At 58.8% G+C, this 25730-nt stretch carries 17 protein-coding genes; 3 read left to right on the top strand and 14 right to left on the bottom strand.

The window, feature by feature from the left end:
* Positions 1-55: 55 nt before the first annotated feature.
* Complete coding sequence (locus ICY20_RS01510) at positions 56-2701, top strand: RHS repeat domain-containing protein (RefSeq protein WP_228758252.1); 2646 nt, start codon at positions 56-58, stop codon at positions 2699-2701.
* A 45-nt stretch (positions 2702-2746) separates the two neighbouring features.
* Here ICY20_RS01510 and ICY20_RS01515 read toward each other — a convergent pair whose 3' ends face one another.
* Positions 2747-3211, bottom strand: a complete 465-nt coding sequence (locus ICY20_RS01515) for a multidrug transporter (protein ID WP_159963082.1) — start codon at positions 3209-3211, stop codon at positions 2747-2749.
* A gap of 158 nt (positions 3212-3369) precedes the next feature.
* On the opposite strand from ICY20_RS01515, the gene ICY20_RS01520 reads away from it, so the two are divergent.
* Positions 3370-6168 carry an RHS repeat domain-containing protein gene (locus ICY20_RS01520; protein WP_194936789.1) on the top strand — a complete coding sequence of 933 codons (2799 nt, stop codon included), beginning with the start codon at positions 3370-3372 and terminating at the stop codon, positions 6166-6168.
* A gap of 90 nt (positions 6169-6258) precedes the next feature.
* Here the strand turns inward: ICY20_RS01520 and ICY20_RS01525 are convergent, their stop codons facing one another.
* The 13 genes from ICY20_RS01525 to yaaA all read right to left on the bottom strand — a co-directional run bounded on the left by ICY20_RS01525 (position 6259) and on the right by yaaA (position 24436).
* The gene (locus ICY20_RS01525) at positions 6259-7710 is read right to left on the bottom strand and encodes a mannose-1-phosphate guanylyltransferase/mannose-6-phosphate isomerase (RefSeq protein ID WP_159963080.1); all 1452 of its coding nucleotides are present in this window, start codon (positions 7708-7710) and stop codon (positions 6259-6261) included.
* A gap of 209 nt (positions 7711-7919) precedes the next feature.
* Complete coding sequence (locus ICY20_RS01530) at positions 7920-8573, bottom strand: alginate O-acetyltransferase AlgF (protein ID WP_122487612.1); 654 nt, start codon at positions 8571-8573, stop codon at positions 7920-7922.
* A gap of 16 nt (positions 8574-8589) precedes the next feature.
* Positions 8590-9774, bottom strand: coding sequence for an alginate O-acetyltransferase (locus ICY20_RS01535; protein WP_159963079.1), 1185 nt, complete (start codon positions 9772-9774; stop codon positions 8590-8592).
* An 11-nt stretch (positions 9775-9785) separates the two neighbouring features.
* A complete protein-coding gene (locus ICY20_RS01540) occupies positions 9786-11318 on the bottom strand; it encodes an MBOAT family O-acyltransferase (protein ID WP_159963078.1) in 1533 nt (510 codons plus the stop codon).
* 234 nt (positions 11319-11552) lie between these two features.
* A complete protein-coding gene (locus ICY20_RS01545; RefSeq protein ID WP_122487615.1) occupies positions 11553-12662 on the bottom strand; it encodes a mannuronate-specific alginate lyase in 1110 nt (369 codons plus the stop codon).
* 8 nt (positions 12663-12670) lie between these two features.
* Positions 12671-14113: an alginate O-acetyltransferase gene (locus tag ICY20_RS01550; RefSeq protein ID WP_159963077.1), complete on the bottom strand. Its 1443-nt coding sequence runs from the start codon at positions 14111-14113 to the stop codon at positions 12671-12673.
* An 11-nt stretch (positions 14114-14124) separates the two neighbouring features.
* Complete coding sequence (gene algG, locus ICY20_RS01555; RefSeq protein ID WP_159963076.1) at positions 14125-15699, bottom strand: mannuronan 5-epimerase AlgG; 1575 nt, start codon at positions 15697-15699, stop codon at positions 14125-14127.
* Positions 15699-17183, bottom strand: coding sequence for an alginate export family protein (locus ICY20_RS01560; protein ID WP_194936790.1), 1485 nt, complete (start codon positions 17181-17183; stop codon positions 15699-15701). Before ICY20_RS01560 ends, algG begins: the two co-directional genes overlap by 1 nt.
* The gene (algK, locus tag ICY20_RS01565; protein ID WP_194936791.1) at positions 17180-18679 is read right to left on the bottom strand and encodes an alginate biosynthesis TPR repeat lipoprotein AlgK; all 1500 of its coding nucleotides are present in this window, start codon (positions 18677-18679) and stop codon (positions 17180-17182) included. Before algK ends, ICY20_RS01560 begins: the two co-directional genes overlap by 4 nt.
* Before the next feature lie 17 nt (positions 18680-18696).
* Positions 18697-19863, bottom strand: coding sequence for an alginate biosynthesis protein Alg44 (locus ICY20_RS01570; protein WP_122487619.1), 1167 nt, complete (start codon positions 19861-19863; stop codon positions 18697-18699).
* Between the two features lie 36 nt (positions 19864-19899).
* On the bottom strand, positions 19900-21381 hold the full coding sequence (gene alg8 / locus ICY20_RS01575; protein ID WP_159963073.1) for a mannuronan synthase: 1482 nt from the start codon (positions 21379-21381) through the stop codon (positions 19900-19902).
* 83 nt (positions 21382-21464) lie between these two features.
* Positions 21465-22781 (bottom strand): nucleotide sugar dehydrogenase, encoded by a 1317-nt coding sequence (locus ICY20_RS01580; RefSeq protein WP_159963072.1) that lies wholly within the window; start codon positions 22779-22781, stop codon positions 21465-21467.
* Between the two features lie 875 nt (positions 22782-23656).
* Positions 23657-24436 (bottom strand): peroxide stress protein YaaA, encoded by a 780-nt coding sequence (gene yaaA / locus ICY20_RS01585; protein WP_159963071.1) that lies wholly within the window; start codon positions 24434-24436, stop codon positions 23657-23659.
* Positions 24437-24555: 119 nt separating this feature from the next.
* Here yaaA and ICY20_RS01590 point away from each other — a divergent pair, with 119 nt between their 5' ends.
* On the top strand, positions 24556-25680 hold the full coding sequence (locus tag ICY20_RS01590; protein ID WP_159963070.1) for a polysaccharide deacetylase family protein: 1125 nt from the start codon (positions 24556-24558) through the stop codon (positions 25678-25680).
* Positions 25681-25730: the final 50 nt, after the last annotated feature.

The following is a 25730-nucleotide window of genomic DNA, read 5'->3' on the forward strand; positions in this document are numbered from 1 at the left end:
TACCCGGACGCGATATGACGAGGCCGGTCGGGCAGTTGCCCAATGGGACCCGCGCTTGTACAACCTGCATATGGACGACCCCACAGTGCCGCCTAACCTGGCGAATGTTTACTCCCTGACCGGCCAGGTCTTGAGTACTCAAAGCGTCGATGCGGGCCTGCGTGTCCAACTCTTTGGCGAATCCGGCCAAGGGGTGTACTTCCAGGACGGCCGGGGCACGCAGCGCGAGGTTGAGTTTGATGCTTTGCTGCGGCCGTTAGCTGTCTTCGAGCAAGGCTTGTGTACAGAGCGTTTCACCTATGCGGGTGCTGATCCCATCGCAGCCAGTCACAACCAATGCAGGCAAATCATTCGCCATGATGACCCGGCGGGCACCCGTCATTTCAACGAGTACGCCATGGGCGGTGCAGTGCTGGATCAGGTGCAGCATTTTCTGCAAGCGCTGGACACGCCGGATTGGCCAATGCCAACGCAGCAGCGAGATGATTTGCTAGAACCTGGCGACGGTGCGCGTACATTGGCGTACCTCAATGCGCTGGGCGAGGTCATGCAACAGACCGATGCGGCAGGCAATCATCAGGGCTCCCACTACAGCGTTGATGGTCAGTTGCGTGAAGCCTGGCTACAGCTCAAAGACTCGCCAACGCGCAAGGTTCTGGTCAGCGCCATTACCTACGATGCCCACGGCAGAACCGAGCGCAAGACCCTGGGCAACGGCGTGATCAGCCAGTTTGAATACAGCCCTCAAGACGGTCGTTTGATGAACCTGCGCAGCCATCGCGGCAGTGGCGAGCGCTTGCAGGATCTGCACTACGTTTACGACCCGGTGGGGAATATTGTCAGCATCGAAGACAAGACCCTGGCGGTGCGTTTTTTTGCCAATCAGCGCATCGACCCCATCAGTTGCTTCTGGTACGACAGCCTCTACCAACTGTTCGAGGCCACCGGTTATGAAGCGGGCAGTGCGGGTAAAGGCCCGAATCAGCAGGCGGACCCTCGCGCCGTCGCCAACTTCCGCCAAACCTATCGCTATGACCTGGGCGGCAATCTGCTTGAGTTGATTCACCACGGGCCGCAAAACCACGGGCGGGTGTTGAAGGCAGCCCGCTACAGCAATCGCTGCTTGCCTGAACGGGATGGCGTACCGCCGACGGAGGCTGAGATTGCTGCTGCGTTTGATGCCAATGGCAACTTGTTGGCACTGGAAATGGGCCGAGCCCTAGAGTGGGATCATCGCAATCAACTGGCTCAGGTTCGGCCGGTGCAGCGTCAGTCAGCGCTCGATGACACTGAGCGCTATATCTACGGCGCCGACGGCATGCGCCAGCGCAAGGTGCGCACTGCACAGACCAACGCCCGCGCAGTCATCAGTGAAACACGCTATTTGCCGGGGCTGGAGATACGCAATGTCTACGGTGATGAGTTGCAGGTCATCACCGCCGGCGCCGTGCAGGTGTTGCACTGGGAAACGGCGCCGCCCAAGCGTATGGCGAATGATCAATTGCGCTACACCCTTGAGGACCATCTGGGCTCTTGCGCGTTGGAGTTGGACGCCGACGCGCGGGTGGTCAGTCGGGAAAGTTATCACCCGTTTGGCAGTACAGCGTTTTGGGAGCGGGGTGATTCGAGTGAGGAGAGTTATCGCACGTTGGGGTATTCGGGTAAGGAGCGGGATGCGACGGGGCTTTATTATTATGGGTTGCGGTATTACATCGCGTGGTTGCAGCGATGGCTCAATTCGGATCCAGCGGGGCCGATTGACGGGTTAAACCTGTACCGCATGGTTAGAAATAATCCCGTTACGTTGAACGACCCGGATGGGCTGAGCCCGACCGGAGATCTGGTGAGGAAGGTGCGCGAGTCCAAGGAGTTCTTACAGGAGTTTAAAGAAAATCCGGCTAAAGCACTTCGCTCCATGGAGAAAACACTACTCGAAAGCGGGTACCCATCTGCCCAAGTGACCGAAGCGTTGGCGCGTGTCAGCGCTCGTTTGAAAGAAGATGTTTCCGACGTAACCGCACGCACAGGTGCGATGAGCTTGGGCGCCCCGCAAAAAAAAATAAGTGCCGAACGATACGAGAATATGAAGACATTCTTCGACATCTACTCGACTAACGCAGGCGCAGCTGCAATAAACACCGCCATGAGAAACAACTCCGCGATCTCCTTGCAGGGAGCGAAAATTGTGTCAGAACTGTCGAGGCGTCACGGGGCTGAGCATTTCGAGGGGCGCTCGGGGCGGGAGCGTAAAGCGAACTTAATTGCGACAGCCGATACGCTCGATCGAAACGATATAAAGCACATTGCTAATACTCTTTACAAACAAGTCAACGAGAACACCAGCACCTTTTTCCGTGGCCAAAGCATCACCGACGAGGGTTTGGACCGTTTCTTAGAGGCCAAAGGCAGTGATACCGTTTTTTACTCCCCCAGTCTGCTCTCGGTCTCTCGGAGTAAAGCTGTAGCTGAAGAGTTCATGGGCGGTGGGCAGTTGGAACTACTGTTTGAGATCAAAGGATTCAGTGCATCCACTATGACCTCTTCACTGACAGCGAAGGGCGAGTCTGAGCATGTATTTTCGCCTCATGCTGACTTCAGAGTGATTAACGTCGGTACACGCGCGGCTAACAAAAACCAGTATTTGGTCAAGCTCGAAGAAATCAGGGGGCATCATGGGGAGCGAAAGGTGATGCCTTACTGAGCAGCTTTTGTTTGATAGGGCATTGCGTACATGAAATATCAAGCGTCAATCGCTGAAGCTACCTTGCAAATGCTCTGCACGAAACTCCAGGGTTTGTGCCCGATAACCAGGCCGCAATGGTGGTGTCGGCAGGCAATCCTCCCAGGTCGCCCCGGCCTGCAACTCGCCGGGGCCGCGATAGCGGGGGGCGGCGTAGACGTTGTCGGCCAGGTTCACCGTGTCACCGGGAGCATAGGCGGCGAGGCGCCAACGCAGTTCGGTGAGGGGCACGTCGTTGCCGTTGTTGAGGGTCAGTTTCAGTGGGCGGTCTGCGGGGCATTCCTGTGGCGCATAGCTGATGCGCAGTTCCAGGCGGGCCAGTTGCGAAGCTTCGCGGTTGTCCAGCCACACCACCCAAATGGCCACGAAACCCAGGCCCACGGCCGCAGCGAGTGACACAGGCAAGGCCTTGGCAGGGTAGCGCAACAGCAGGATCAGCCAAGTGATGATCAGGAGAACGCCGAAGAACATGGAGACCACCTCGAAATGTGAACGAGCATCCTAACTTAAGCGTAGGTGGGATTGGCTACCATGAGGGCTGTGCTTGGTAGGTACTGTGTTTTCTAACAGTAGCGCTCTAAGCCTCAGGCGCTAAGGTAACGTCAGCAGCAAAAATGGAGAGAGATGCCATGCCAGCCTTGCATCACCATACGCCGACCCTTTCCGTAGCCGACCCGCGAGGTTTGCCAGCCCAGTCGGTTGCGTACTTGCGATCTGTTGCAGGTGAGCAGGCGCGCAAGTGCGTCAATCGCACTGCCCACAATGTTGCTGGCAGAGCGATTGCCCAATGGGACCCGCGCTTGTACAACCTGCATATGGACGACCCCACAGTGCCGCCTAACCTGGCGACGGTTTACTCCCTGAGCGGCCACGTCTTGAGTACTCAAAGTGTCGATGCGGGCCTACGTGTCCAACTCTTTGGCGAATCCGGCCAAGGGGTGTACTTCCAGGACGGCCGGGGCACGCAGCGGGAGGTTGAGTTTGATGCTTTGCTGCGGCCGCTGGCTGTCTTCGAGCAAGGCTTGTGTACAGAACGTTTCACCTATTCGGGTGCTGATCCTGTCTCAGCCAGTCACAACCAATGCGGGCAAATCATTCGCCATGATGACCCGGCGGGCACCCGTCATTTCAACGAGTACGCCATGGGCGGTGCAGTGCTGGATCAGGTGCAGCATTTTCTGCAAGCACTGGACACGCCGGACTGGCCAATACCAGCGCAGCAGCGAGATGACTTGCTCGAACCTGGCGCCGGGGCGCGTACCGTGTCGTACGTAAATGCGCAGGGCGAGGTGCTGCAACAAACCGACGCGGCTGGCAATCACCAGGGCTCCCACTACAGCGTTGATGGTCAGTTGCGTGAAGCCTGGCTACAGCTCAAAGGCTCGCCAACGCGCAAGGTTCTGGTCAGCGCCATTACCTCCGATGCCCACGGCAAAACCGAGCGCAAGACCCTGGGCAACGGCGTCGTCAGCCAATTTGAGTACTGCCCTCAGGATGGTCGCTTGTTGCGCCTCTACAGCCATCGCGGCGGTGGCGAGCGCTTGCAGGATCTGCACTACGGTTACGACCCGGTGGGGAATATTGTCAGCATCGAGGACACGACCCTGGCGGTGCGTTTTTTTGCCAATCAGCGTATCGATCCGATCAGTTGGTTTTGGTACGACAGCCTCTACCAACTGATCAAGGCCACCGGCTATGAAGCTGGCAGTGCGAGTAAAGGGCCGAATCAGCAGGCTGACCCTCGCGCCGTCGCCAACTTCCGCCAGACCTACCACTTTGATCTGGGCGGCAATCTGCTTGAGTTGATTCACCACGGGCCGCAAAACCACGGGCGGGTGTTGAAGGCTGCCCGTTACAGCAATCGCTGCTTGCCTGAACGGGATGGCGTGCCGCCGACCGAGGCCGAAATCGCTGCTGCGTTTGATGCCAATGGCAATCTGCTCGAACTGGAATTGGGCCGAAGACTGCATTGGGATCAGCGTAACCAGTTGGCACAGGTTCGGCCGGTGGAACGTCAGTCAGCGCTCGATGACACTGAGCGCTATATCTACGGCGCCGACGGCATGCGCCGACGCAAGGTGCGCACCGCGCAAACCAATGCCCGTGCGGTCATCAGTGAAACACGCTATTTGCCGGGGCTGGAGATACGCAATGTCTACGGTGATGAGTTGCAGCTCATCACCGTCGGTGCGGTGCAGGTGCTGCACTGGGCAACGGCGCCGCCCAAGCGTATGGGTAATGATCAATTGCGTTACACCCTGGAAAATCACTTGGGCTCTTGCGCGTTGGAGTTGGACGCCGACGCGCGGGTGGTCAGTCGGGAAAGTTATCACCCGTTTGGCAGTACGGCGTTTTGGGAGCGGGGGGATTCGAGTGAGGAGACTTATCGCACGTTGGGGTATTCGGGCAAGGAGCGGGATGCGACGGGGCTTTATTATTATGGGTTCAGGTACTACATCGCGTGGTTGCAGCGATGGGTCAATCCTGATTCGAATGGAAACATAGATGGGTTTAATCTTTATCGGATGGTTAGAAATAATCCGATAGTTTGGATCGATAAAGAAGGCAAGCAGGCTACCCGTAAGGTGTTTGATGAAAAAGATGTTGAAGGAATGTCATCTATATTCGCTACGATAAAGTCTGGACTGGAAAAAAACGGTCTTGACCCTCACCAAACGCTTTTTATCTTGGTCGGCCGTAGTCCACTGGTGCTCGGTGCCTATATTGAAAAAAGCGGATTTCAAATTGCGAACTTGCAAATTTCCGGTATGGCGGGAGGGGTTGAAGTTTCTCCGCTGGATGCTTTGGGGGATGAGGAAAAAGCTAACAGACTAAACTTTTTGGAGCAATCGTTCGGCGCTAAATCCATTGGAATGCAGTCTGTAGTGGTTATTGACGAAGGCATCAGTGGTTCGAGTGCCTTCTCGGCCACCGGTTTGGTGAAAGAATATTTTGAGTCCAAAAACTCATCAGTGGTCACGAAAATGGCTACGATTTCGCAGCGAATAAATGATTCAAGATACGATGAGCACGAACAACGCTTTCTTCATCATGAAAGTAATCTGCTCTATGAAACTCCTTTGGATAAAACCCAAAGAGGGGTTCGGCGTTATATAAAGATTGGTACGGCACAAGTGGATAAAGGGTTGGCGTATGTGGAAAAGTTTGATTTCTTGGGGATGGATTCAGGCAAAACGCCCAGTGGCATAGATGTGCAGAAAAAAGCCCAGCTTGACTCGATGATGAGTGATGCGCTGCAAGAGTACGGAATAAATCCTGAGCCGGTACGGGCAAAAAAAGTCGGAAATTTTGGTGCGGGAAATGCGAGCGTTAAGAAATACAATAAAAAAAATTCTCCGAGTTTTTTGAGAACTTTATTCACGGCATTCACTGACGCGAAGTTTGGCATGTATAAGGCTTATGGATAGACGTACCTGAGTACGCCAAAAAAGCCCCCACCCAACCCACTGCGGATAGGGGACGCAATGGGCTGGGCGAGGGCTTCTTGTACGACTCTTTTACTGCGCGATAGTTTTCACCGAAACACCCCGCTCAACCGGCGTCGAGCGCCCGTAGATATCTTCAAACCGCTCGATATCGTCCTCACCCAGGTAGCTGCCCGATTGCACCTCGATAATCTCCAACGGGATCTTGCCCGGGTTGCGCAGGCGGTGCACCGAGGCGATCGGGATGTAGGTGGACTGGTTTTCACACAGCAGGAACACATTCTCGTCGCAGGTCACTTCGGCGGTGCCGCTGACCACGATCCAGTGTTCGGCGCGGTGGTGGTGCATTTGCAGCGACAGGCATGCGCCCGGCTTGACCGAGATGTGCTTGACCTGGAAGCGCCCGCCCATGTCCACCGAGTCGTAGGAGCCCCACGGGCGATAGACTTCGCAGTGGTTCTGGGTCTCGCTGCGGCCCTGTTCGTTGAGGGTGTTGACCATCTGCTTGACGCCCTGGACCTTGTCTTTGTGGGCAATCATCATCGCGTCCTTGGTTTCTACCACGACGATGTTTTCCAGGCCAATCACCGACACCAGCTTGCCGTTGCCGTGGATCATGCAGTTCTTGCTGTCCTGGATCACCACGTCGCCCTTGGTGACGTTGCCGTTGGCGTCTTTATCGTTGACCGCCCACAGCGACGCCCAGCAACCCACGTCGCTCCAACCGGCGCTCAGTGGCACCACGCAGGCGCGCTGGGTTTTTTCCATCACGGCGTAGTCGATGGAGTTGTCCGGGCAGCAGGCGAAAGTCGCTTCGTCGAAGGACACCGTGTCGGCATCCTGCTCGCTGCGCTCAAGGGTCAGCAGGCAGGTGTCGTAGATGTCCGGATCGTGCTTTTTCAGCTCTTCGAGGAAGCGACTGGCGCGGAACAGGAACATGCCGCTGTTCCAGAAATAACCGCCGCTTTTGACGAACTCGACGGCGCGTTTTTCATTGGGTTTTTCCACGAACTGCTCGACGCGGCTCACGCCTTCCGGCAGCAGCGAGTCAGCGGTGGACTTGATGTAGCCATAGCCGGTTTCCGGACGGGTCGCCGGTACGCCGAACAGCACCATCTCGCCACGCTCGGCGGCCACGGTGGCCAGGGCCAGGGCGCGTTGCAGGGCTTTCTGGTCGTCGATCACGTGGTCGGCGGGCAGCACCAGCATCAGCTCGTCGCGGCCTTCGTTGACGAGCATCATCGCGGTGAGGGCCACGGCCGGCGCGGTGTTACGGCCGAAGGGTTCCATCAGGATGCGTTGGCAGTCCAGCTTACGGGTGCTCAGTTGCTCGTTGACGATAAAGCGATGGTCCTTGTTGCAGACCACAATCGGTGTGTCCATGCCTTCGAATACCAGGCGTTCCAGGGTTTGCTGGAACAGCGTGTGCTCGCCGGTCAGGGCCAGGAATTGTTTTGGAAACTGTTTGCGGGAAAGCGGCCAAAGACGTGAGCCGCTACCACCGGAAAGGATTACTGGGATCATGTGTTTCTCCTTGAATCAATTTGGGTCAGAGCTACGAAGGTTTGTCGTTTCACTCTTGTTTTTGTCTCGGTTCGAACTGACCTGCTCGGTCCCTGTGGGAGCTGGCTTGCCTGCGATGCGGGCAACTCGGTGTTTCAGTTGCACCGAAGTGATGCCATCGCGGGCAAGCCCGGCTCCCACAGGGGATTGAGGTCAGTTCGAAAATTTAATCAACGGGTCGACACTGGGCGTTTCACCCACACTGGCGACAGGCTAGAGCCGGAGCCGGTGACGTACAGCACCGCTGCCTCACCGCGCTCCAGGGCCACTGGCTTCACATCACCGACTTTCTTGTCACCGTCATACAACGCCAGGCTTACCTTCACCGGGTTGATTTCGCGCTCGCCACGGCCCTTGGCGGCCACCGACTTGACCACATCGGTCTTGCCATCGGCAGTCTTCAAAGTCAGGGCCTTGTCACTCAGGTTTTGCACACGTACCAGGGATTTTTGCTTGTTCTTGAACGGCGGCTCTTCGATCAGTTGCGGTTGGCCGCTGCTGTTGTTGACCAGGGTGTAGTAGTGGTCGGCGGCGAGCTTGACCGGCACGGTCTGGCTGCCCAGCTTGGCGCTGTAGTCACCGCCCGGCATGAAGCTGAAGTCGCTGCTGGCCAGCGGCGCGACTTCGCTCAGGTTGGTGCTGCCAACGGTCGCGCTGACTTCCTGGTTGGAGGCGTTGTAAACGCGCACGAAGCTCGAACCTTTCGGCGCCACAGGGCCGTACAGGGCCGCATCACCGGCAACGGCCGACAGGGAAACCACGCTCAGGCCGGCTGCGAGTGCCAGGGTTTTAGCGAGACGACGAGGAGTTGTAGTGAAAGTCATGTGAGTTACCTCTCTTTCAGTTTTGCGCCCGGTCGGGCGTCTCGGATTTTGGGTTTTTAACTGGGGTGTTCAGTGCCATGTTTTGTTGGCGCGAACCGGCTTGTTTAAGTTGCGCAACCCACGACGGGTCGGCATCACCGATTTCGTTGTTGACAGGCAGATAGCGTTCAGGAAATTCCCAGATCAGCACTTGTGGCGGGCTGTTCTTGAAATCGTCACTTTTCAGGTAGCTGAGCATCGGCAGGATCGGGCCGTGGCCGTCTTCGGAGTAGTTGATGACGTCGCTGTGCAGGGCCTGCTTGAGTGCGCCGACGAAGTTCCAGTTGGGGTTGGCGCTGTAGCTGGTGCCCACCAATGCAACCGGAGTTTCGCTGTTGCTGAACAACGCATCGTCGCCACCGGTTTCGGCCAGGTGCGTCACGCGTTTTTCCAGCGGTTCCTTGGGTGGCATCAGGTTTTCAAACAGCGGGTCCAGGGGCAGGAACAGACGCAGGTCGCCTTTATGCGGTGCGGTGTTCTCGGCCTCGGTGACAAAGCGCTGTGGCTCGCCGCTCAGCGGGGTTTTCTCGGCAATGCCCTTGGCCAACTGCTTGGCGGCGATTTCTGCGCCGTCTGGGGTCCAGTGGGTGTCGGTACGCAGGAACACCTGCTTGCCGCTCAGCTTGGCCTGTTGCAGCGGGCCCAGCAGATCGGGAGCCGGGATGTTGTCGGCGGCGACACGAGCATGGAAGTCCTGATACAGGTTGGCGTGGATGCTGGCCGGTTTCACATCACCGATGTGTTCCGGGTACAGGCGCACTTTGGCCGGCACGATCGCCATCACCAGCTGAATGCCTTGGGCCTTGAGCTTCTGACGCACGCCTTCAACCAGCGCGTAGTTGCCTTGCAGGTTCTGGTCTTCGTTGACGATAGGGTTGAACTCTTCGTCGCTGTACAACCAGTGATCGCGGCCCAGCACCACGCCAGGGCGGCCTTCGTTGAACAGCTTGTAGTCCAGCGCCGCCCAGAGGTTGGTGCCGATGCGCTTGATCGGGAACTCGTCGTCGTAGTGGGTCTCGACGGCTTTGCTCCAGCGACCGTTAAGCACGGTGGCATCGGCGTTGGTGCTAAAGCCCAGGAAGCTGCGCAGCGACCAGGCGCCCAGGGCCAGCAGCACCACCAGGAACAGGCCGATATAGAGGACGCGTAATGAACGGGTCATGGTCGGCTCCCTCAGAATTGGAAGTAAAGGAACGGCGAGAAACTCTGCGCCGACAGTTTGAGAATCGACGCCACGAACAGCAGCAGCACCGCAGCGCGCATGGCGTAGCGTGGCCAGTCAGCGGTCCAGTAGGCCGGTTGTACGGCGGCGTCCTGGCCCACGGTGAAACCGGGCTGGTGGATGCTGCCAGGGTTGTCGCCAGGCACTGCCTTGATCAGGCTTGGGTCGGCTGGCTTGGTCTTCTCGGCAGGGCGGTTGGTGTAGAAATCGCGCAGACCGAAGAACGCCAAGGTTGCGTACGCCACCACCAGGGTTGCCACTTGCAGGCCGGTGAGGCTGGCGCGGTTGAGTTCCGACAGCGACCACTCGCCAAAGCTGAACATGGCGCCGTACATACGACCGGCAACGTGCAGGTTTTCAGAGCGGAAGATCACCCAGCCCATCACCACCAGCAGGAAGGTGAAGGCCCAGCGCAACACGTTGAAGCTGCGCGGTGCGGTGTTCAGGCCGATGGCTTTTTCAATCGCCAGCCACATGCCGTGCCAGGCGCCCCACACGACGTACGTGATGTTCGCACCGTGCCACAGACCACCGAGCAGCATGGTCAGGAACAGGTTGCGGTAGGTGGTCAGCGTGCCTTTGCGGTTGCCGCCCAACGTGATGTACAGGTAGTCACGCAGCCAGGTGGAGAGGCTGATGTGCCAGCGGCGCCAGAACTCGGTGATCGACTGGCTGATGTACGGCTGCTTGAAGTTTTCCATAAAGCGGAAACCCATCATCAAGCCCAAGCCGATGGCCATGTCGCTGTAGCCGGAGAAGTCGAAATACAGTTGCGCGGTATAGGCCAGCGCGCCAAGCCAGGCATCGCCCGTGGTGGGGTTTTGCAGGGCGAAGCAATGGTCGGCCACCACCGCGAGGGTGTCGGCAATAAACACCTTCTTGATGAAACCTTGCATAAACCGCGTGCAGCCCTCGGAGAACTTGTCGAGGGTGTGGGTGCGGTTGTTGAACTGGTCGGCCAGGTCGCGAAAGCGCAATACCGGGCCGGCAATCAAGTGCGGGAAGATCGCCACGAACGCCGCAAAGTCGATCAGGTTGCGGGTTGCAGGGGTGTCGCCGCGATACACGTCGATGATGTAGCTGATGGACTCGAAAATGTAGAACGAGATCCCGATCGGCAGCAGCACGTGGGTGAGGATGAACGGCTCCAGGCCCGCCGACTTCATCATCACGTTGATGCTGTCGACGCCGAAGTTGGCGTACTTGAAGTAGCCGAGGATGCACAGGTCGACTGCCACGCCGAGCAGCAGCCAGCGCTGGGCCGGCTTGGTGCGCACGCCGGCGGCACCGACTTTGAGGCCGATCCAGTAGTTCCACAGCGTCACGGCGGCGAACAGCGCCAAAAAGTCCACTCGCCACCAGGCGTAGAACACATAGCTGGCCAGCAGCAGCAGCAGGTTGCGATAGCGTTGCCCGCTCAAGTAGTACAAGCCGAGAAAGATCGGCAAGAACAGAAACAGGAACACATTGGACGAGAAAACCATCCCGATCTCTCCATGTTTAACCAACAGTCAAGGGCCGCAGCCCCCCCAAACCCCCCCACGATTTCGAAGGAGGGCGGTACAACAATTCCACTGCCAAAACCGGCTTCAAATGTGGGAGGGGGCTTGCCCCCGATGGCGGTGAGTCAGTCACCAGATGCATCCACTGATGCACCGCTATCGGGGGCAAGTCGAATCGTCGCACCGCCCCTCCCACATTTTTTTAACCGCGTTTCGTCAGCTACCTTTGTTGCCTTTTTCATGCGCCGGGTCGTAGACCTTGGTCAGGTCACCCCCCAGGCGGAAGGTCTTGAACGGCTGCATCCCGTGCTTGCGCTCCACCACATCCGGGGCGCAGGTGTAGAGGGTGCAGAAGGGTTCAAGCCAGGCATATTTCATGTCTTCCTTGAGGTCCTTCATGTCTTGTTCCTTGCCGTTCTTCTTCTCGAAGATCTCTGGGTCTTTCACCCCGGCCAGCACCTTGTCTCCCAGGCGTTTGAGTGCGCTGTTGTTTTCCTGGCGCAGATCAACACCGTTGACCAGGGCAAAACTGGCGATCATCGACAGAGGCGGCAGGGCGTAGTTGTGGTACGACAAGGCCCGTTGCTGGCGCTTCAATTCGTTTGGCAAGAAGCCCTGGTCATCGACCTGGTTCACGCCGACCTTGTATTCCTTCACCGACCAATCAAACAGGTCGCGACGGTTGGTGGCGATGGAGGTTGCCATTACCGACCAGGCGGCCCAGTACGAGTGGTTGTTGGTTTTTTCCAGCGGCAGGTTGTCCCAGTCGCTTACCACCTGATCGGCCAGTTTGTTGAACCAGGCTTCGATCAACTGCGCTTCCTGCTGGTGATTGGCCAACGGGTGAGACTCGGAAAACTTCAAGCGCACATAGGCCGAAGCCATGCTGCCCAACGCCCATTTGCGCATGGACTTGCCGGTGTGGTTGAAGTCCTTGGACATCAACGCATCGGCCTTGGCCCAGCTGGTGAGCCAATTCAACGTGCATTCCAACTGCTCCGGACGACCGTCGCGCATGAACTGCATCACGCGTTTGCTGGTGTCTTTTTCCAGCTTGGTGATGTCGGCGGTGCTGTCGCGAAAGGCTTTTTCGGACTGCACATTCAGCGTGGAACGGGCCTTGTCCGAGCCTTCGTACTTGCTGCGAAATTGCAGCGAGCCGGTGTACGGCGCCGGCATGGCGTCGCAGTCATTCTTGAAGTCGCCGGTCTTGAACGCTTCCACCGGGGCGAAATAACCCTGGGGCGGACGCAGTGGCGCGGCGGCGTTAACCGAGCCTGCAAACATCGCAAGGCCCAGTAACGTTGGAATCAATAACTTCTGCATAGGTAACCTCATTGCCCAAGTTGGGCGGTTTTTTGGCCGCCGCTTGGGAATACGTTGCGTGTGCAAATTTTCGCTTCAACCTTCTGCGCGCCCTTTTCTGGACCCTGCACTTCCACGGCCAGCAAGTTCTGCGAGGCCCAGTCTTCATCGGTGCGCAGTTCGAAGGCGAAACGCCCGTCTGTGTCGGATGTTTCGGGTTTCTCGATTTTGATGTCCTCGTGGCGCCCGTTCATGTACCAGAGGGTGGCTTGCAGGGTTTTCACCGACGGGTCGGCGAAGCGGATATCTACCTGGTGATTGGCGTTACGCAGGTCTTTGTTGGAACTGTTAACCATCAATTCGTTCTTGCCCGGCTTCAAAGAAGTGCTGGCTGTCAGCTGAGCGGTCTTGCCTTCGCAGCCGTTGTCGAGCAGCGACATCATCTGGCGGTAGATGGTCTCTTGATCCAGGCGGTACAGCGGCGAGAATTCCCATATCAAAATCTTTGGCGGGCTCTTCTGGAACTCATCGCTGCCCAGGTACTGGATCATCGAGCCTTCCAGGCCTCCGCCGGGGAAGGCGACGTTGAGGATGTCGGCGCCGATTTCCTGTTCCAGGAAGCCCGCGAAGTTGTAGTTCTTGCCGCTGTGGCTGGTGCCGACGAGGGTGATCTGCGGGTTGCCCGAATCGCCGAACAGGTCGCCGTCGCCCGCTTCGCCCTTGGGCTCGGTGGTGAACTGGTCCATGTACTGGATCGCGTAGCTGGTGCCACACAATTGCCCGGCCATGTTGTGCAGGGTGCCGGTCTTGCCCATGCGCCCGGAGCGGGTGGTCTCGAATTCACGCTTGGGGATATCCGCGAATTCAGGCATGGCACGCACTTTGGCGCCGACGATTTTTGCGGTGCGCTGGGCGCCGTAGGGGGTCCAGTGTTGGTCACCGCGGAAGTAGAAATCGTGGGCCGGCAGTTCATCCGGCAGTTGCTCATTGGTCAACGGCGACAGGTCCGGCACCACGTAACCCATCTTGGCGAATCGGCCGAGCATGGTCTTGTAGTTACCCAGGGCCTTGTCGAAATCGAACTTGGCTTTTTCTTCAGGATTGAGCTTATTGCGGTTCACCAGGCCACGGGTCGGCTGGTACACCACCACCAACTCGACGCCCTTGGCCTTGAACGCATCGTGCAGTTGCTGCATGCGTTTGTAGCCGGCGGGGCTGGTGTCGAATTCGGTGCGCAAGTCTTCCTGGGTACGGAACAGCCAGTCGCCCTGGGCTTGTACCAGAGTGGTGAAGTTCTGCTGGTAGCGCGTGGTGTAGTTCTTCGCGTCGTGGGCTGCCGGGCACAGGCTGCAGCACGGTTCGGCGGTGAACGTTGGCGCCTGGATTTCGTCGGCGCGTACGCCCTGGCTGGCCGCGAGCAGGCCGAGGGTCAGACCCGAGAGGCTCAGCAGTTTGATCATGTGTGGGTGCATAAGGGTCATCCTCAGTCCTGCAATTCGGTCTGGCGTTCGACAGGGTCGATCAGCACGGCTTTCTGCTGGCGCACCAGCAGGTCGAGAATTTCTTCCTGGCGATCACCAAGGATGCCGTTGAAGCTGATACCGCTGGATTTGGTCGGCGCCAGCATCGACACGCGGTACAGCTCCACGCTCAATGGCGAGTCGATGGACAGCGGCCCGCTGCCGTTACCGGCCAGTTCACCACCGACCACGATCAGCGACACCTGGGCGTCGAACGGGTCGAGGGCGATGTCGCGGTCGGTGTCGGTCAAGTCCTTGATGTGGCCGTACAGGCCGGTCAGCCCATTGGCCATCGAGGTGTTCTCGTACAGCTTGATATTCACGCTGTTACGCACGCGGATACCGTGGCGACGGTTGGCAATCACCTTGTTGCCCCACAGCAGGTTGTCACCGCTCTCATAGAGCGTGATGCCGTCGGTGTGGTTGCGGTAGAACTCGTTGTCGGCCACGTAGTTGTTGACGCTGTTACGGTCGAGTACCAGGCCCGAAAGCTTGTTGTCGTAGCTGCGGTTGTTGAAGATGAAGCTGTCGTTCACTTCTCGCGAAATGATGATGCCGTGCTTCTTCTTGGTGCCGTACACCGTGTTGTCGGCGATGATCAGGCCGTGGGAACGGTCGTGGGGGTCAATGCCGTAGACGATGTTGTCTTTGTAGGTGTTGCTCTTGATCACAAAGCCTTCGGTCTCGTAGCAGTAGAAGCCGTACCACATGTCCGAGAACTCGGAATCAATGATCCAGCCAGTCGGCTCCGAACGCTTGAGTACCTTGGCCATGTTTGGCGTGTACTGGGAAATACTCACCCCGTACGACTTACTGTTGGCATAGCCGAAGCTGGCCATCTTGGTCTTGGAGATGTAGGTCTCGGTGCCGCCCCAAGCCAACAGGAATGGGCGAAATTCCTTGGGCGACTTGAACAGCGCCGGGCCGTTGGCCTTTTCGCTCCAGCCGGTGACCTTGGTGTCACGCACAAACAACTGGCCGTCGTTGATCAGGAACGAACCGGCTTCCTGGGATAGGCGCAGCTCCTGGGTCTTCTTGTCGATTTCCAGGATGCCTTTGCGCCCGACCACGATGGGCAGTTTGGCGATGAACACGCCCGGCGACGTTTCGCTCAGGTACTGCTTGGGCACCTTGCCCAGCAGGTCCTTGAGGTTCATGTAGCCGTCGTCCACGAAGATCGCCTGGGGAATGCCGTGCTGGCGCACCACCCATTCGGCCATCTTGTTGTCACCGCCGATAAAGTCCTTGAGGGCGTCTTCCTGCATCATGCGGCGGATGCTGATTTTGCCGGGCTTGCTGCGCACGATCTTCTTTTCTATCGCCGCATCGGTGTAGCCCGACAGGTCAGGCAGGGCCGGCTTGGCCATTTCCAGCGGCGCGGTGGGCGGGCTGGAAATGGTGTAGGTCTTGGCCTGTTGCAGCTCTTTGGCGATGGTCGGCGCCTTGACCGGCTGCGCGGTGCTGGCGAAGGCTGTGGCACTGGCCATCAGCATCGCGGCAACGAGCATGTTTTGAGATTTCATCGCGCAGGCTCCCATCAGAATTTCCACACCACATCGACAAATGCGCGGTGCATGTAGGAATCGACTTTGCTGCCATACGCGTCGCCCGGCTTGAACACGCCGGCACGCAAACGTACCAGGGCCGACGGCTCGTCAATGGACTGGCTGAGGGCTGCCGGGAGCAGGCCTTTTTTGAAGTACTTGGTGACCACCAGGTCCATTTCCTGACCCAGGTCTTTTTTGCCGTCGGCCAGGGGCAGCGAGGTGCTGGAGACGATGTCGCCGGCCGAGTCAGTGGTGTTATCCAGCGCGGCGATACCGCTGCTGCTGACCGGCTTGTTGCCGTCGACACGCCAGAACTTGTGGTACACCAGGCTAGCGTCGTAGTCCTCGCGAAGCTGCCACGAGCCGAACAGGCTGATGGACTGCATGTTGTTCATCTCGCCGCGAAACGCTTCGCCGAAACGGTGCACGCGGGACTGGGTACCGGTCCAGTTCGAACGGTTGCTTTGCAGGCCGTTCTGCTCGTAGTCGGCGCTGGCACGGGCATAGGCCCCACCCACTTGCCACTGCGGGTCGAGGCGCAGGCGCAGGCCGATGTCGGTGGCCCAGCCACTCAAGTCGTCGCTGTTCTTGGCTTGGTCCGGGCGGGTGCCGTCGGATTTCAGCGCGTTGACCTTGTCGCGATCACCGCGCATACCGGTGATGCTCGCCCAGTAGTTGACGGTGCTGGTGTTGCGCCAGTTGTAGGCGTCGCTGTTGGCTTCGATGCCGAGCCAGGTCAGGTCGCCGTTCTCGCGCTTGTCCAGCGAGTCGGTGGCCACGCCCGGTTGCGGGTAGTCGAGCTTGCCGTTGTCATGGGTGTGGTGGCCGCGCAGGCCGATCCACTGGCCGGGCGTCCACTGGTAGGCGGCGTCGGCGTAAAGGTGCTGGCGGTCTTTATCGACGGGCGACAGTTCCTTGAGGTCGGTGCGGTATTCGCTGAAGCGCTCGGCGACGCCGACATTGGCTTTGAGCAAGGTGGTGTCGAAGGTCCAGTTCAGCGCTTCGATGTTGGTGTCGCGCCATTGGCCGTCGTCATTGCGCAGGCGTTGGCGACCCAGCTTGAGGATCTCGCCAGGGTAGGGCGTGAAGCCGCTGTAGCCGACCCAGAACTCACGCATGGCCAGGTAGTTTTTCTTGGCCTTGCGGTCGTTGTTGGTGGTCTGCTGGTTCACGTCATCGGAAGACTGTTGCAGCGTGTCGGTCTCGATGATGTCGCTCGACACGACAGCCTGGCCCATGGCGTAGGCGCTCCACGCGCCGCTTTCACCGTAGACCCACGGGCGCACATCCAGGCCGATACCGTTGACGTCGCCGCCTTTCTGGGTGCCGAGGTCGCGGTCATCTTCGGACTGCGCAGTGGCTTTGACTTCCAGGCCAAAATTCTTGGCTTCGGTCAGCGCGGCCAGGGTCGGGCACGACCACAGCAGGGCGAAGGTCAGGCCGATACCGGCCTTGACGAATGGGTTGAGCTTCATAGGGATTCCTCACCGTCGTCTTCTTCCAGGGCGTGCAGTTGCAACGTGCTCTGGGCCAGGGTGCCGCGGGTCGCCAGCTCTTGTTGCACCAGGCGTTGGCCTTGGGTGCGTTGCTCCGGTGTCAGCGGGGCCTCAAGTTGAGCGGCCAAGTCGTTGGCCTCTGGCGTGTCCTGGGCTTTAGCCAACTGGCTGAAGACATAGGCGTTCAATGGGTCGGGCTTGGTGCCCTTGCCTTGGGAAAACAATTGAGCGATGGCGAAGTCGGCGCTGTTCTGGCCGTTGCGCGCAGCGGTCAGCAAGTGGTCCAGGGCCTTTTGCGAATAGACCTGGCCCAAGTAGCCACGGCGGTAAATCTGGCCGAGGTAGTAATCGGCAGCCACTTCCTTGCCCTGGGCTTTTTCGAAGTGTGCTTCGGCAGCCTTGGCGTCGGCCGGCACCCACTTGCCTTCGTAGTAGAGCTTGCCCAGCAGCAGCTCGGCGCGGGGCTGGTCGGCGGCGCGGCCGTTGTCCAGGTACTTCATCATCTGGTCGACGTCGCCCAGTTCCGGGAAGTCGTAGAGCAGTTGCGCCAGGCTGACCCAAGAGGCCGGGTAGCCAGGGGCGATTTTTTCCAGCAGGGCCTGGGCGGTTTTTTCGTCCGGGGTGCCGAGGGTGGCATCGCCAAGTACGCGGGCCACGCTGTCGACACGCTGCGCAGTCACGGTGCCACGGCTGTAACCGGCTTCCATCTGCTTGAGCAACTCGGCCTGTTTCTCGGGCGCGGCTTGCTTCTGGTAAACCGTGGCCAGCTCGACGTAGCAGATATCGGTGGTGTTCAGCGCGGCCTTGCAGATGCGCTCCACATCATCCAAATGCTGGTCGTAAGTGCCTTGGGTCCGATACAGCAGCACCTGGGCCAGACCGGCTTCCGGGTAACCCGAGGCTTGCCATTTGCTGATCTGCTGCTGGGCGTTCACGTTCGGGAAACTGTGGGGGTATTGCAGGTACAGCATCGCCAGCGGGATCAGGGTGTTGCCTTCGCCATTGGCAAAGGCCTTTTTCAGCAGGCCTTCGGCTTCGTGGTGCTCGGCTTCGGTGCTGCCGGGCTTGGCCACCAAGAGACGACCCAGACGAGCCTGGGCACGGGGCGAGGTGTCTGCCGCTGCACGGTAGGTGGCTTCGGCCTGTTTGATCTGCGCCGGGTCGCGGGTGCCTACCTGGATATCGGCCAGGCCCACTTGGGCCTCGCTGTAGCCCAGGTCGGCCAGTTGCTGGTAGTTCTGCTGGGCGGTGACGGTGTCGCCACGCTTGAGTGCTTCGTTAGCCAAGCGTTGGTCGGGCAGGCCGACGCAACCGGCTAAAGAGATTGCCATTGCCAGGGCGCAGTAGGCCGAGGCGAAGTGCGATCTGCTCTGTGTGGGAGCTGGATTGCCTGCGATGGCGGTGTTGGATTCACCACCGCCATCGCGGGCAAGCCCGGCTCCCACAGAGGTCAACGGCGTATTCGGAAGAGTCATCACAGGCATGTCCTCGCTTACAGACCGTTGGCCATGGCTTTGTCGATCAGCCAGTTCAGCGATGGGCCACGGTCGCTGGTCACTTCCACCGGGCGACCGGCGTAGGTGCTGTCCAGCGGTGCGTCGGGCTTGATCTGCACGCGGATGTCAGAGGACAGGTCAGCGCTGTTCAGGCTGGTGCTGCTGACGATGGTGCCGGTGCGAATTTGCTCTTCGTCGGCCACCTGGAAGCTCACCGGGGTGCCTGGGCGAACATCGGCGAACTGGCGATAGGTGAAGCGCGCTTCAACATTGGCCAGGCTGCCGCGTGGCACCAGTTGGAAGATCACGTCGCCTTTGTTGGCGTACTGACCGTCGGCGACCATTTGCTGGGCCACTACGCAATCGCACGGCGAGGTCAGGGTGCCGGTCATCTGCTTGCCGAACAGTTCTTCAACCTTGGCCGGTTGCAGTTGGTCTTCGTCCAGGTGGCCTTTGAGTACATCGAGCATGCTGGTGCTGAACGTTGCCAGTGGCGCGCCTTTGGCGGCAATGCCGTCGCCCTTGAGCAGGCTTTGCACGGTGCCATCGCGCGGCATGGTCACGTTCATGCCCGGTACGCTGACCAGGCCGGCCTGGGCGTGGCTGACGAAGTACATGCCGTACACCGACTTGAAGATAAAACCGAAGGCCGCCAGACCGACGATGAAGATACCGGCGCTGAACACGACGGCGCGCAGGCGGCCGGCGGCGCTCATGTTGCTGCCGCTGTCCTTGACCTTGCGCGCCTTGGTGAAGTTGTCACGTTGCAGGGTGGCGAGCACGTCGCCCATGGATACGATATCGCCCGACAAGTGGGAGGTGATCAGGTGGCGCAGGGTGGAAATATCCTGTTGTTCCAGGTTCTGGAACTGGCAACCGGTGCGGCCGGTCTGGCGGTCGTAGGAGCGGATCTGCAGCTCAACGTCCATCGCCAGGCCCAGGTTATCGATCACAAACTGCAGGCGGCCTTTGTGCACTTCGCCGATATTCAGCGGCTGGGTCGCGGTGAATGCCAGGCCGCCGGCCGAGAGATCGATCACCCGCGCTTCGGTGGGTTTGCCGTCATTGCCGAAGAAGCGCAGTTTGGCCGGGATTTTGACCCGTGCGTGTTGGCGTTGGGCTTCGGATTCGTGGACAACGTTGACGTTTGCTTGGCTATTCATGGTGTGTAGTTCCTAGTTAATTCAGGCTTGGCAGGTTCAGACCATCATCAGCAACACGGCGACGAAGATGCTGCCGGCGGAGAAGGTCATGGTCCGAGACGACCAGGTGTTGAACCAACGTTGAAAGCTGGCCAAATCGCGGGTCAGTTTGGTGTCCTGGCGGGTCCAGGACTGTTGATCAAGGCGGAAGAACACGTAGATCTTCACCAGCGCGCCCATGATCTGGTTGTAATAGAGAATCGCCGGGTAAGCCGGGCCGATCTTGTGGCCGGAGCACGACAGCAACAGGGTGAGGATCAGGCGGGTTAGGCCGATCCACAGCAGGTACGCGAGGATGAACGCGCCGCCGTACTTGAAGGTGGCGATGATCGCGACCGTCAGGCCCAGCAGGGAGGTCCACATCGACACACGCTGGTCGAACAGCACGATGCTGGTGAACAGGCCGAGGCGACGCACACCCAGGCCCAGGGCGCGGGAGTTCTGGCGCAGGTTGTTGCCGTACCAGCGGAACATCAGCTTGCGGCTGGCCTTGATAAAGCTCTTTTCCGGCGGGTGTTCCACGGTGTGGATCGCAGCGTCCGGCACGTAGAAGGTGTCGTAGCCCAGGCGCATCAGGCTGAACCAGCTGGACTTGTCATCACCGGTCAAAAACTTGAAACGGCCCAGGCGCCAGTGTTGCAGCGAGTCGCTTTCCACATCGGCGATAAAGCCCGGGTCGGTAACGACGCTGGCACGGAACACCGACATGCGCCCGGTCATGGTCAGCACGCGCTTGGACAGGGCCATGGAGCACATGTTGATGTGGCGCTGGGCGAAGCGCAGCTTGTGCCACTCGCTCATGATGTAGCCGCCGCGTACTTCGCAGAACTCGTTGGTGGTCAGGCCGCCGACGTTGCCAAACAGCTGGAACCACGGCACGGTCTTGCGCACAACGCCTTCGGCGAGCACGGTGTCGCCATCGATCACGGCCACCACGGCGCGGTCATCCGGCAGGTGGCGGGAGATGGCGCGGAAACCAAAGGCCAGGCCGTCGCGCTTGCCGGTACCGGCGATGCGCACGAAGTCGAGCTTGACGTGCTCCGGCGGGTTCATCTTCTCCCACAGGCTTTTCACCAGCAGTTCATCGGACATTTCCACCAGCGAGCAGACCACGGTGGTAGGGAAGCCGCATTCGATGGCTTCACGAATCACCGAGCTGTACACCTGGGCGGTGGTCAGCGCGTCGATACGAAAGCTGGTGACCATCAGGAACACATGGGACGGGTCGGCGCTCTTGCCCAACTTGCGCACTTTGCGGCGCAGGTGGGGGTAGACCACATACAAAAACAACATGCCGCGAAAGAAATGCGTAGCACCCATCGAGTAGCGCCAGATACCCACGGCGCCAATCAGGAAAATAAAATTCTTCGACTCGGAGTCGAACGTACTCGCCGGCAGCAGCAGGGCGAGTCCCATCAGCAGGCTGAGGAAGAACAGCCAGCCGGCAGATTGCAGTAGGACGTGTTTTAACTTGGACATAAGCATCTTCCGAAGGTGAAGGAGGCTTCAGGCGGCGAGCGCTGGGGATGGAAACGCGCGCCGCCTGAAACTTGCCGTTGCTGTTACCAGCAGATGCCTTCGGTGCGACCGGTGGTGCAGGTCGCATTTTTCATGAAGCCCACCAGATCGATCACTTGCTTGCCGTGCGGTGCGTTCTGCGCCAAGGCACGGAATTTCTCGTCACGGTTGCCGAGGATGATCACGTCGGAGTTGTTGATCACATCATCGAAGTCCGAGTTGAGCAGGGACGACACGTGGGGGATCTTGCCTTCGATGTAGTCCTTGTTCGCACCGTGCACACGGGCGTACTCGACGTTGCTGTCGTAGATGCTCAGGTCGTAACCCTTGCCGATCAGCATTTCGGCCAGCTCTACGAGCGGGCTTTCACGCAGGTCGTCGGTACCGGCCTTGAAGCTCAGGCCCAGCAGCGCGACTCTGCGCTTGTCGTGGCCGGCAACGATGTCGAAGGCGTTCTGCACTTGGGACTCGTTGCTGCGCATCAGCGAGTTGAGCAGCGGTGCTTCCACGTCCAGGGAGCTGGCGCGGTAGGTGAGGGCACGCACGTCTTTGGGCAGGCACGAACCGCCGAAAGCGAAACCTGGGCGCATGTAGTACTGGGACAGGTTGAGAGTCTTGTCCTGGCAGACGACTTCCATCACTTCACGGCCATCGACGCCGACGGCCTTGGCGATGTTGCCGATCTCGTTGGCGAAGGTCACCTTGGTGGCGTGCCATACGTTGCAGGTGTACTTGATCATTTCGGCAACGGCGATGTCCTTGCGGATGATCGGTGCGTCGAGCTCTTCGTACAGCGACTGCAGGACATCACCGGAGGCTTTGTCGAACTCGCCGATGACGGTCATCGGTGGCAGGTCGTAGTCGGCAATGGCGGTGGATTCACGCAGGAATTCCGGGTTGACCGCCACACCGAAGTCGACGCCGGCTTTTTTGCCGGAGCAGTCTTCGAGGATCGGGATCACCACGTTGGCGACGGTGCCTGGCAGCACGGTGCTGCGCACGACCACGGTGTGGCGGGTGGCTTTGTCACGCAGCACAAAACCGATTTCGCGGCACACGGCTTCGATGTAGTCGAGTTCCAGGTCGCCGTTTTTCTTGCTCGGCGTACCGACGCAGATCATCGACAGGTCGGTGTCGCGGATGGCTTCGGCGAAGTTGGTGGTGCCGCGCAGACGACCGGTCTCGATCCCCTTGCTCAGCAGCTCGCCCAAGCCTGGTTCAACGATGGGCGATTTGCCGGCATTGATCAGGTCAATCTTTTCCTTGGAGATGTCTACGCCAACCACTTCGTGGCCACGGGAAGACAGGCAGCCGGCACAGACTGCGCCAACGTAACCCAAACCAAATATGCTGATGCGCATCGCATTTACCTCATTCTTAATCATGCCAATTAATGGCCGGAGTTCATGTTTGCAAGCGTCACTGATGCCACGAAAGTTAGGCGAATAGACGCCGACTTACCGCGTATAGGCATGTTTAATAACGAGTGACTAACTATTGCACTCAAGTTGTGCGCAACTTGGCCTTGTTATTGGGGCTTGCCCTGAAATGCAGCCAGCCTTCCTGGGAGAAGGGCTCGGCGCCAGTGCCGCAGGGCGCTGATAGAGGCGGTAAGCCTTTAAGTATCAATGCCTTGGGTTGTCTCACTGACCCATTAGGGGAAGCTTGGCCTTGGCCTTATAGGGAGAAGCAAATCATCCTTGCCGCCGCTCTTAACTAATCGGTTGGTAATGTGACCAATGAGTCAAAGTTTGATGTGACAACTTTGCTACTTCCGTTGGCCCTTATGTAAGTCATCTCCTACAGAAACAGAGAATTTCGTTACCGGTGGTATGAGCCGTGCGTTTGGACGAAGTTCCAGCCCGCTCATCCTGTTTCCGGAAATTTCTTGAAATATTAGGAAAGATGGCACTGGCATTATATTGATAGCACTTGCTATTTGGGCCAGTAGTTATGGGGAGTTGGCGCGGGGGGATAGTTTTGTGCCACTAGTGTTTTAAAAAAGTGGTGCCACTATGAAAAAAATTCAGAAATGTCGAGTGAAAGAAACGTTAGGTTTGCGACAAGATATTTTTTGACGTCAAAAAGTTGTCATTTCCATGGCTGAAATGCAGACAAAAATGTGGGAGGGGGCTTGCTCCCGATAGCGGTGTATCAGTAACCCATTCGGTGACTGACACTCTGCCATCGGGAGCAAGCCCCCTCCCACATTTGAACATCTGTGCTGCTGAGAGCTTTATTCCGGTGCGTGATCGCGCAAAAACACCAGGTTATCCGGTTTGGACTGCTCTGCATTGAAGCGATAACCCTGCACATCAAAGGCTTTGAGCTTGGCCGGGTCGCTGATGCGCTCTTCGATCACAAAGCGGCTCATCATGCCTCGGGCCTTCTTGGCGTAGAAGCTGATGATCTTGTACTGGCCGTTTTTGAAGTCCTTGAACTCGGTGTTGATGATCCGCGCGTTCAGGGCCGTGCGCTTGACCGCCGAGAAGTACTCGTTGGAGGCCAGGTTAAGCAGCACGTCGTCACCTTGCTCGGCCAAGGCTTCGTTCAGCCATTCGCTGATACGGGTGCCCCAGAAGGCATACAGGTCTTTGCCACGGGCGTTGGCCAGCTTGGTGCCCATCTCCAGGCGGTACGGCATCATCAGGTCCAGCGGGCGCAGCAGGCCGTAGAGGCCCGAGAGCATGCGAAGGTGGTCCTGGGCGTAGGTGAAGTCGGCTTCGCTGAAGGTTTGCGCGTTGAGGCCGGTGTACACGTCGCCCTTGAACGCCAGCAGCGCCTGCTTGGCGTTGGCCGGGGTAAATGCCGGGGTCCAACTGCCGAAACGGGCGGCGTTGAGGCCGCCGATCTTGTCGGACACGTGCATCAGCTCGCTGATTTGCGCCGGGCTCAACTCGCGCAGTTGCTCGATCAGTTCCTGGGAATGGTCCAGGAACTGCGGCTGGGTAAAGCGCTCGGTGGCAGGCGCGGTCTCGAAATCGAGGGTCTTGGCGGGGGAAATCACCGTCAGCATGAAGTCGTCTCCTTAAATCGTGCGGCGATTCTAGGGGCTTGGGCGTTTTGACTCCACCTATGATGGCGATAGGCACGATCCGTTATGATGGCCGGTAACTCTGGAGAGGGAGACCCCGTGTGCGAATAGCGCTTTTGTTGTCAGCTTGCCTGCTTTGCCTGAATGCCCAGGCGGCCCCGGTGGATGTCGCCAGCCTGGACCGTGGCACCTGGCCCGAAAAGCTCGGCAGCCCGGCGCTGTTCGATGTGGCTTCCCGAGCTGAAATCCTGATGTTTGCCCGCAGCCTTTCGGCCAGCGAAAGTCAGGATGAAGCGGCGCTCAAGCAACGCCTGGGTCTTAAAATCATCAACCTGGCCGCTATTGATGACCTGCGTCGTCAGCTCTGGCAGCGTCTGTTGGAGAACTACACCTTTGCCCAGCAGAGCTGCGAGGAAGATGCCTCCTTCTGCTATCTGGTAGAGAACATGGACGACCTGCGTGAGCAGGCCGGCAAGTTCGAGGTCAGCGAAAATTCCTTCTATACAGGCTGGGCCGCGCCGAGCCATACCTTCCATGAGCGTTATCTGGACGAATTGCTGCGCAAGGCTGCTCTGTTTCCGCAGATCAGCAGCGAAGTCGCCCGCTTCGGCGACCATGAGCGCAATGGCGATGAATTTAACGATCGGATGTTCCTGCTGACCTTCGACGGCGGCCCCGCGCCGGTCAGCGGTAATACCGACTGGCTCGCCGATTACCTGCGCAAACAGAAGATGAACGCCACCTTCTTTGTGTTGGGCAGCAGCCTGCAAACCCGCGTCGAGCGCAGTTCGGCCAGCGATGTGCAGGCGTTGTACCAGGGCCAGTGTGTCGGCACCCAGGGCTGGCAATACCGCTCCCACAGCCATTGGGTGGAGTGGCAGAGCTCCATCACTCGCACGGCCTCGCTGGCGCAGAACCTGATGCCGGAGAACTACGTGCCGCTGTTCCGCCCGCCCTACGGCCAGCGCCGCGCCGACAGCCAGGGTTTTTTCCAGTCTCAGGGCTTGCAGGTGGCGCTGTGGGACATCGATTCCCAGGATGACCCCGGCAAACTCAAGCCCGATGAGTCGGCGCAACGGGTGCTGACGCTGATGTTGCTGTGGCGCAAAGGTGTGATTGTGTTTCACGACACCCAGGACAAGGCGCGGGTGGCACTGCCGATGTTATTGCAGCAAACGGCGCAGAGCGGGCTGGGTTGGCAGGACTGCCGGGAAGCCTTTCGATAAAAAGATCAAGTGCCCGGCCCTGTTGGGGATAAGGTCTTTTTGGGGTGATT

Origin of the sequence: Pseudomonas pisciculturae (genome assembly GCF_015461805.1) — a bacterium.
Lineage (GTDB): Bacteria > Pseudomonadota > Gammaproteobacteria > Pseudomonadales > Pseudomonadaceae > Aquipseudomonas > Aquipseudomonas pisciculturae.

Excerpts from the sequence above, each read along its gene's own strand:
- alg8 (WP_159963073.1), bottom strand. The coding sequence starts at position 21,381 with ATGTCCAAGTTAAAACACGTCCTACTGCAATCTGCCGGCTGGCTGTTC.
- ICY20_RS01530 (WP_122487612.1), bottom strand. The coding sequence starts at position 8,573 with ATGACTTTCACTACAACTCCTCGTCGTCTCGCTAAAACCCTGGCACTC.
- ICY20_RS01540 (WP_159963078.1), bottom strand. The coding sequence starts at position 11,318 with ATGGTTTTCTCGTCCAATGTGTTCCTGTTTCTGTTCTTGCCGATCTTT.
- ICY20_RS01520 (WP_194936789.1), top strand. The coding sequence starts at position 3,370 with ATGCCAGCCTTGCATCACCATACGCCGACCCTTTCCGTAGCCGACCCG.
- algG (WP_159963076.1), bottom strand. The coding sequence starts at position 15,699 with ATGGGAGCCTGCGCGATGAAATCTCAAAACATGCTCGTTGCCGCGATG.
- ICY20_RS01560 (WP_194936790.1), bottom strand. The coding sequence starts at position 17,183 with ATGAAGCTCAACCCATTCGTCAAGGCCGGTATCGGCCTGACCTTCGCC.
- ICY20_RS01535 (WP_159963079.1), bottom strand. The coding sequence starts at position 9,774 with ATGACCCGTTCATTACGCGTCCTCTATATCGGCCTGTTCCTGGTGGTG.
- ICY20_RS01550 (WP_159963077.1), bottom strand. The coding sequence starts at position 14,113 with ATGCACCCACACATGATCAAACTGCTGAGCCTCTCGGGTCTGACCCTC.
- ICY20_RS01515 (WP_159963082.1), bottom strand. The coding sequence starts at position 3,211 with ATGTTCTTCGGCGTTCTCCTGATCATCACTTGGCTGATCCTGCTGTTG.
- ICY20_RS01545 (WP_122487615.1), bottom strand. The coding sequence starts at position 12,662 with ATGCAGAAGTTATTGATTCCAACGTTACTGGGCCTTGCGATGTTTGCA.
- yaaA (WP_159963071.1), bottom strand. The coding sequence starts at position 24,436 with ATGCTGACGGTGATTTCCCCCGCCAAGACCCTCGATTTCGAGACCGCG.
- ICY20_RS01580 (WP_159963072.1), bottom strand. The coding sequence starts at position 22,781 with ATGCGCATCAGCATATTTGGTTTGGGTTACGTTGGCGCAGTCTGTGCC.
- ICY20_RS01525 (WP_159963080.1), bottom strand. The coding sequence starts at position 7,710 with ATGATCCCAGTAATCCTTTCCGGTGGTAGCGGCTCACGTCTTTGGCCG.
- ICY20_RS01570 (WP_122487619.1), bottom strand. The coding sequence starts at position 19,863 with ATGAATAGCCAAGCAAACGTCAACGTTGTCCACGAATCCGAAGCCCAA.
- algK (WP_194936791.1), bottom strand. The coding sequence starts at position 18,679 with ATGACTCTTCCGAATACGCCGTTGACCTCTGTGGGAGCCGGGCTTGCC.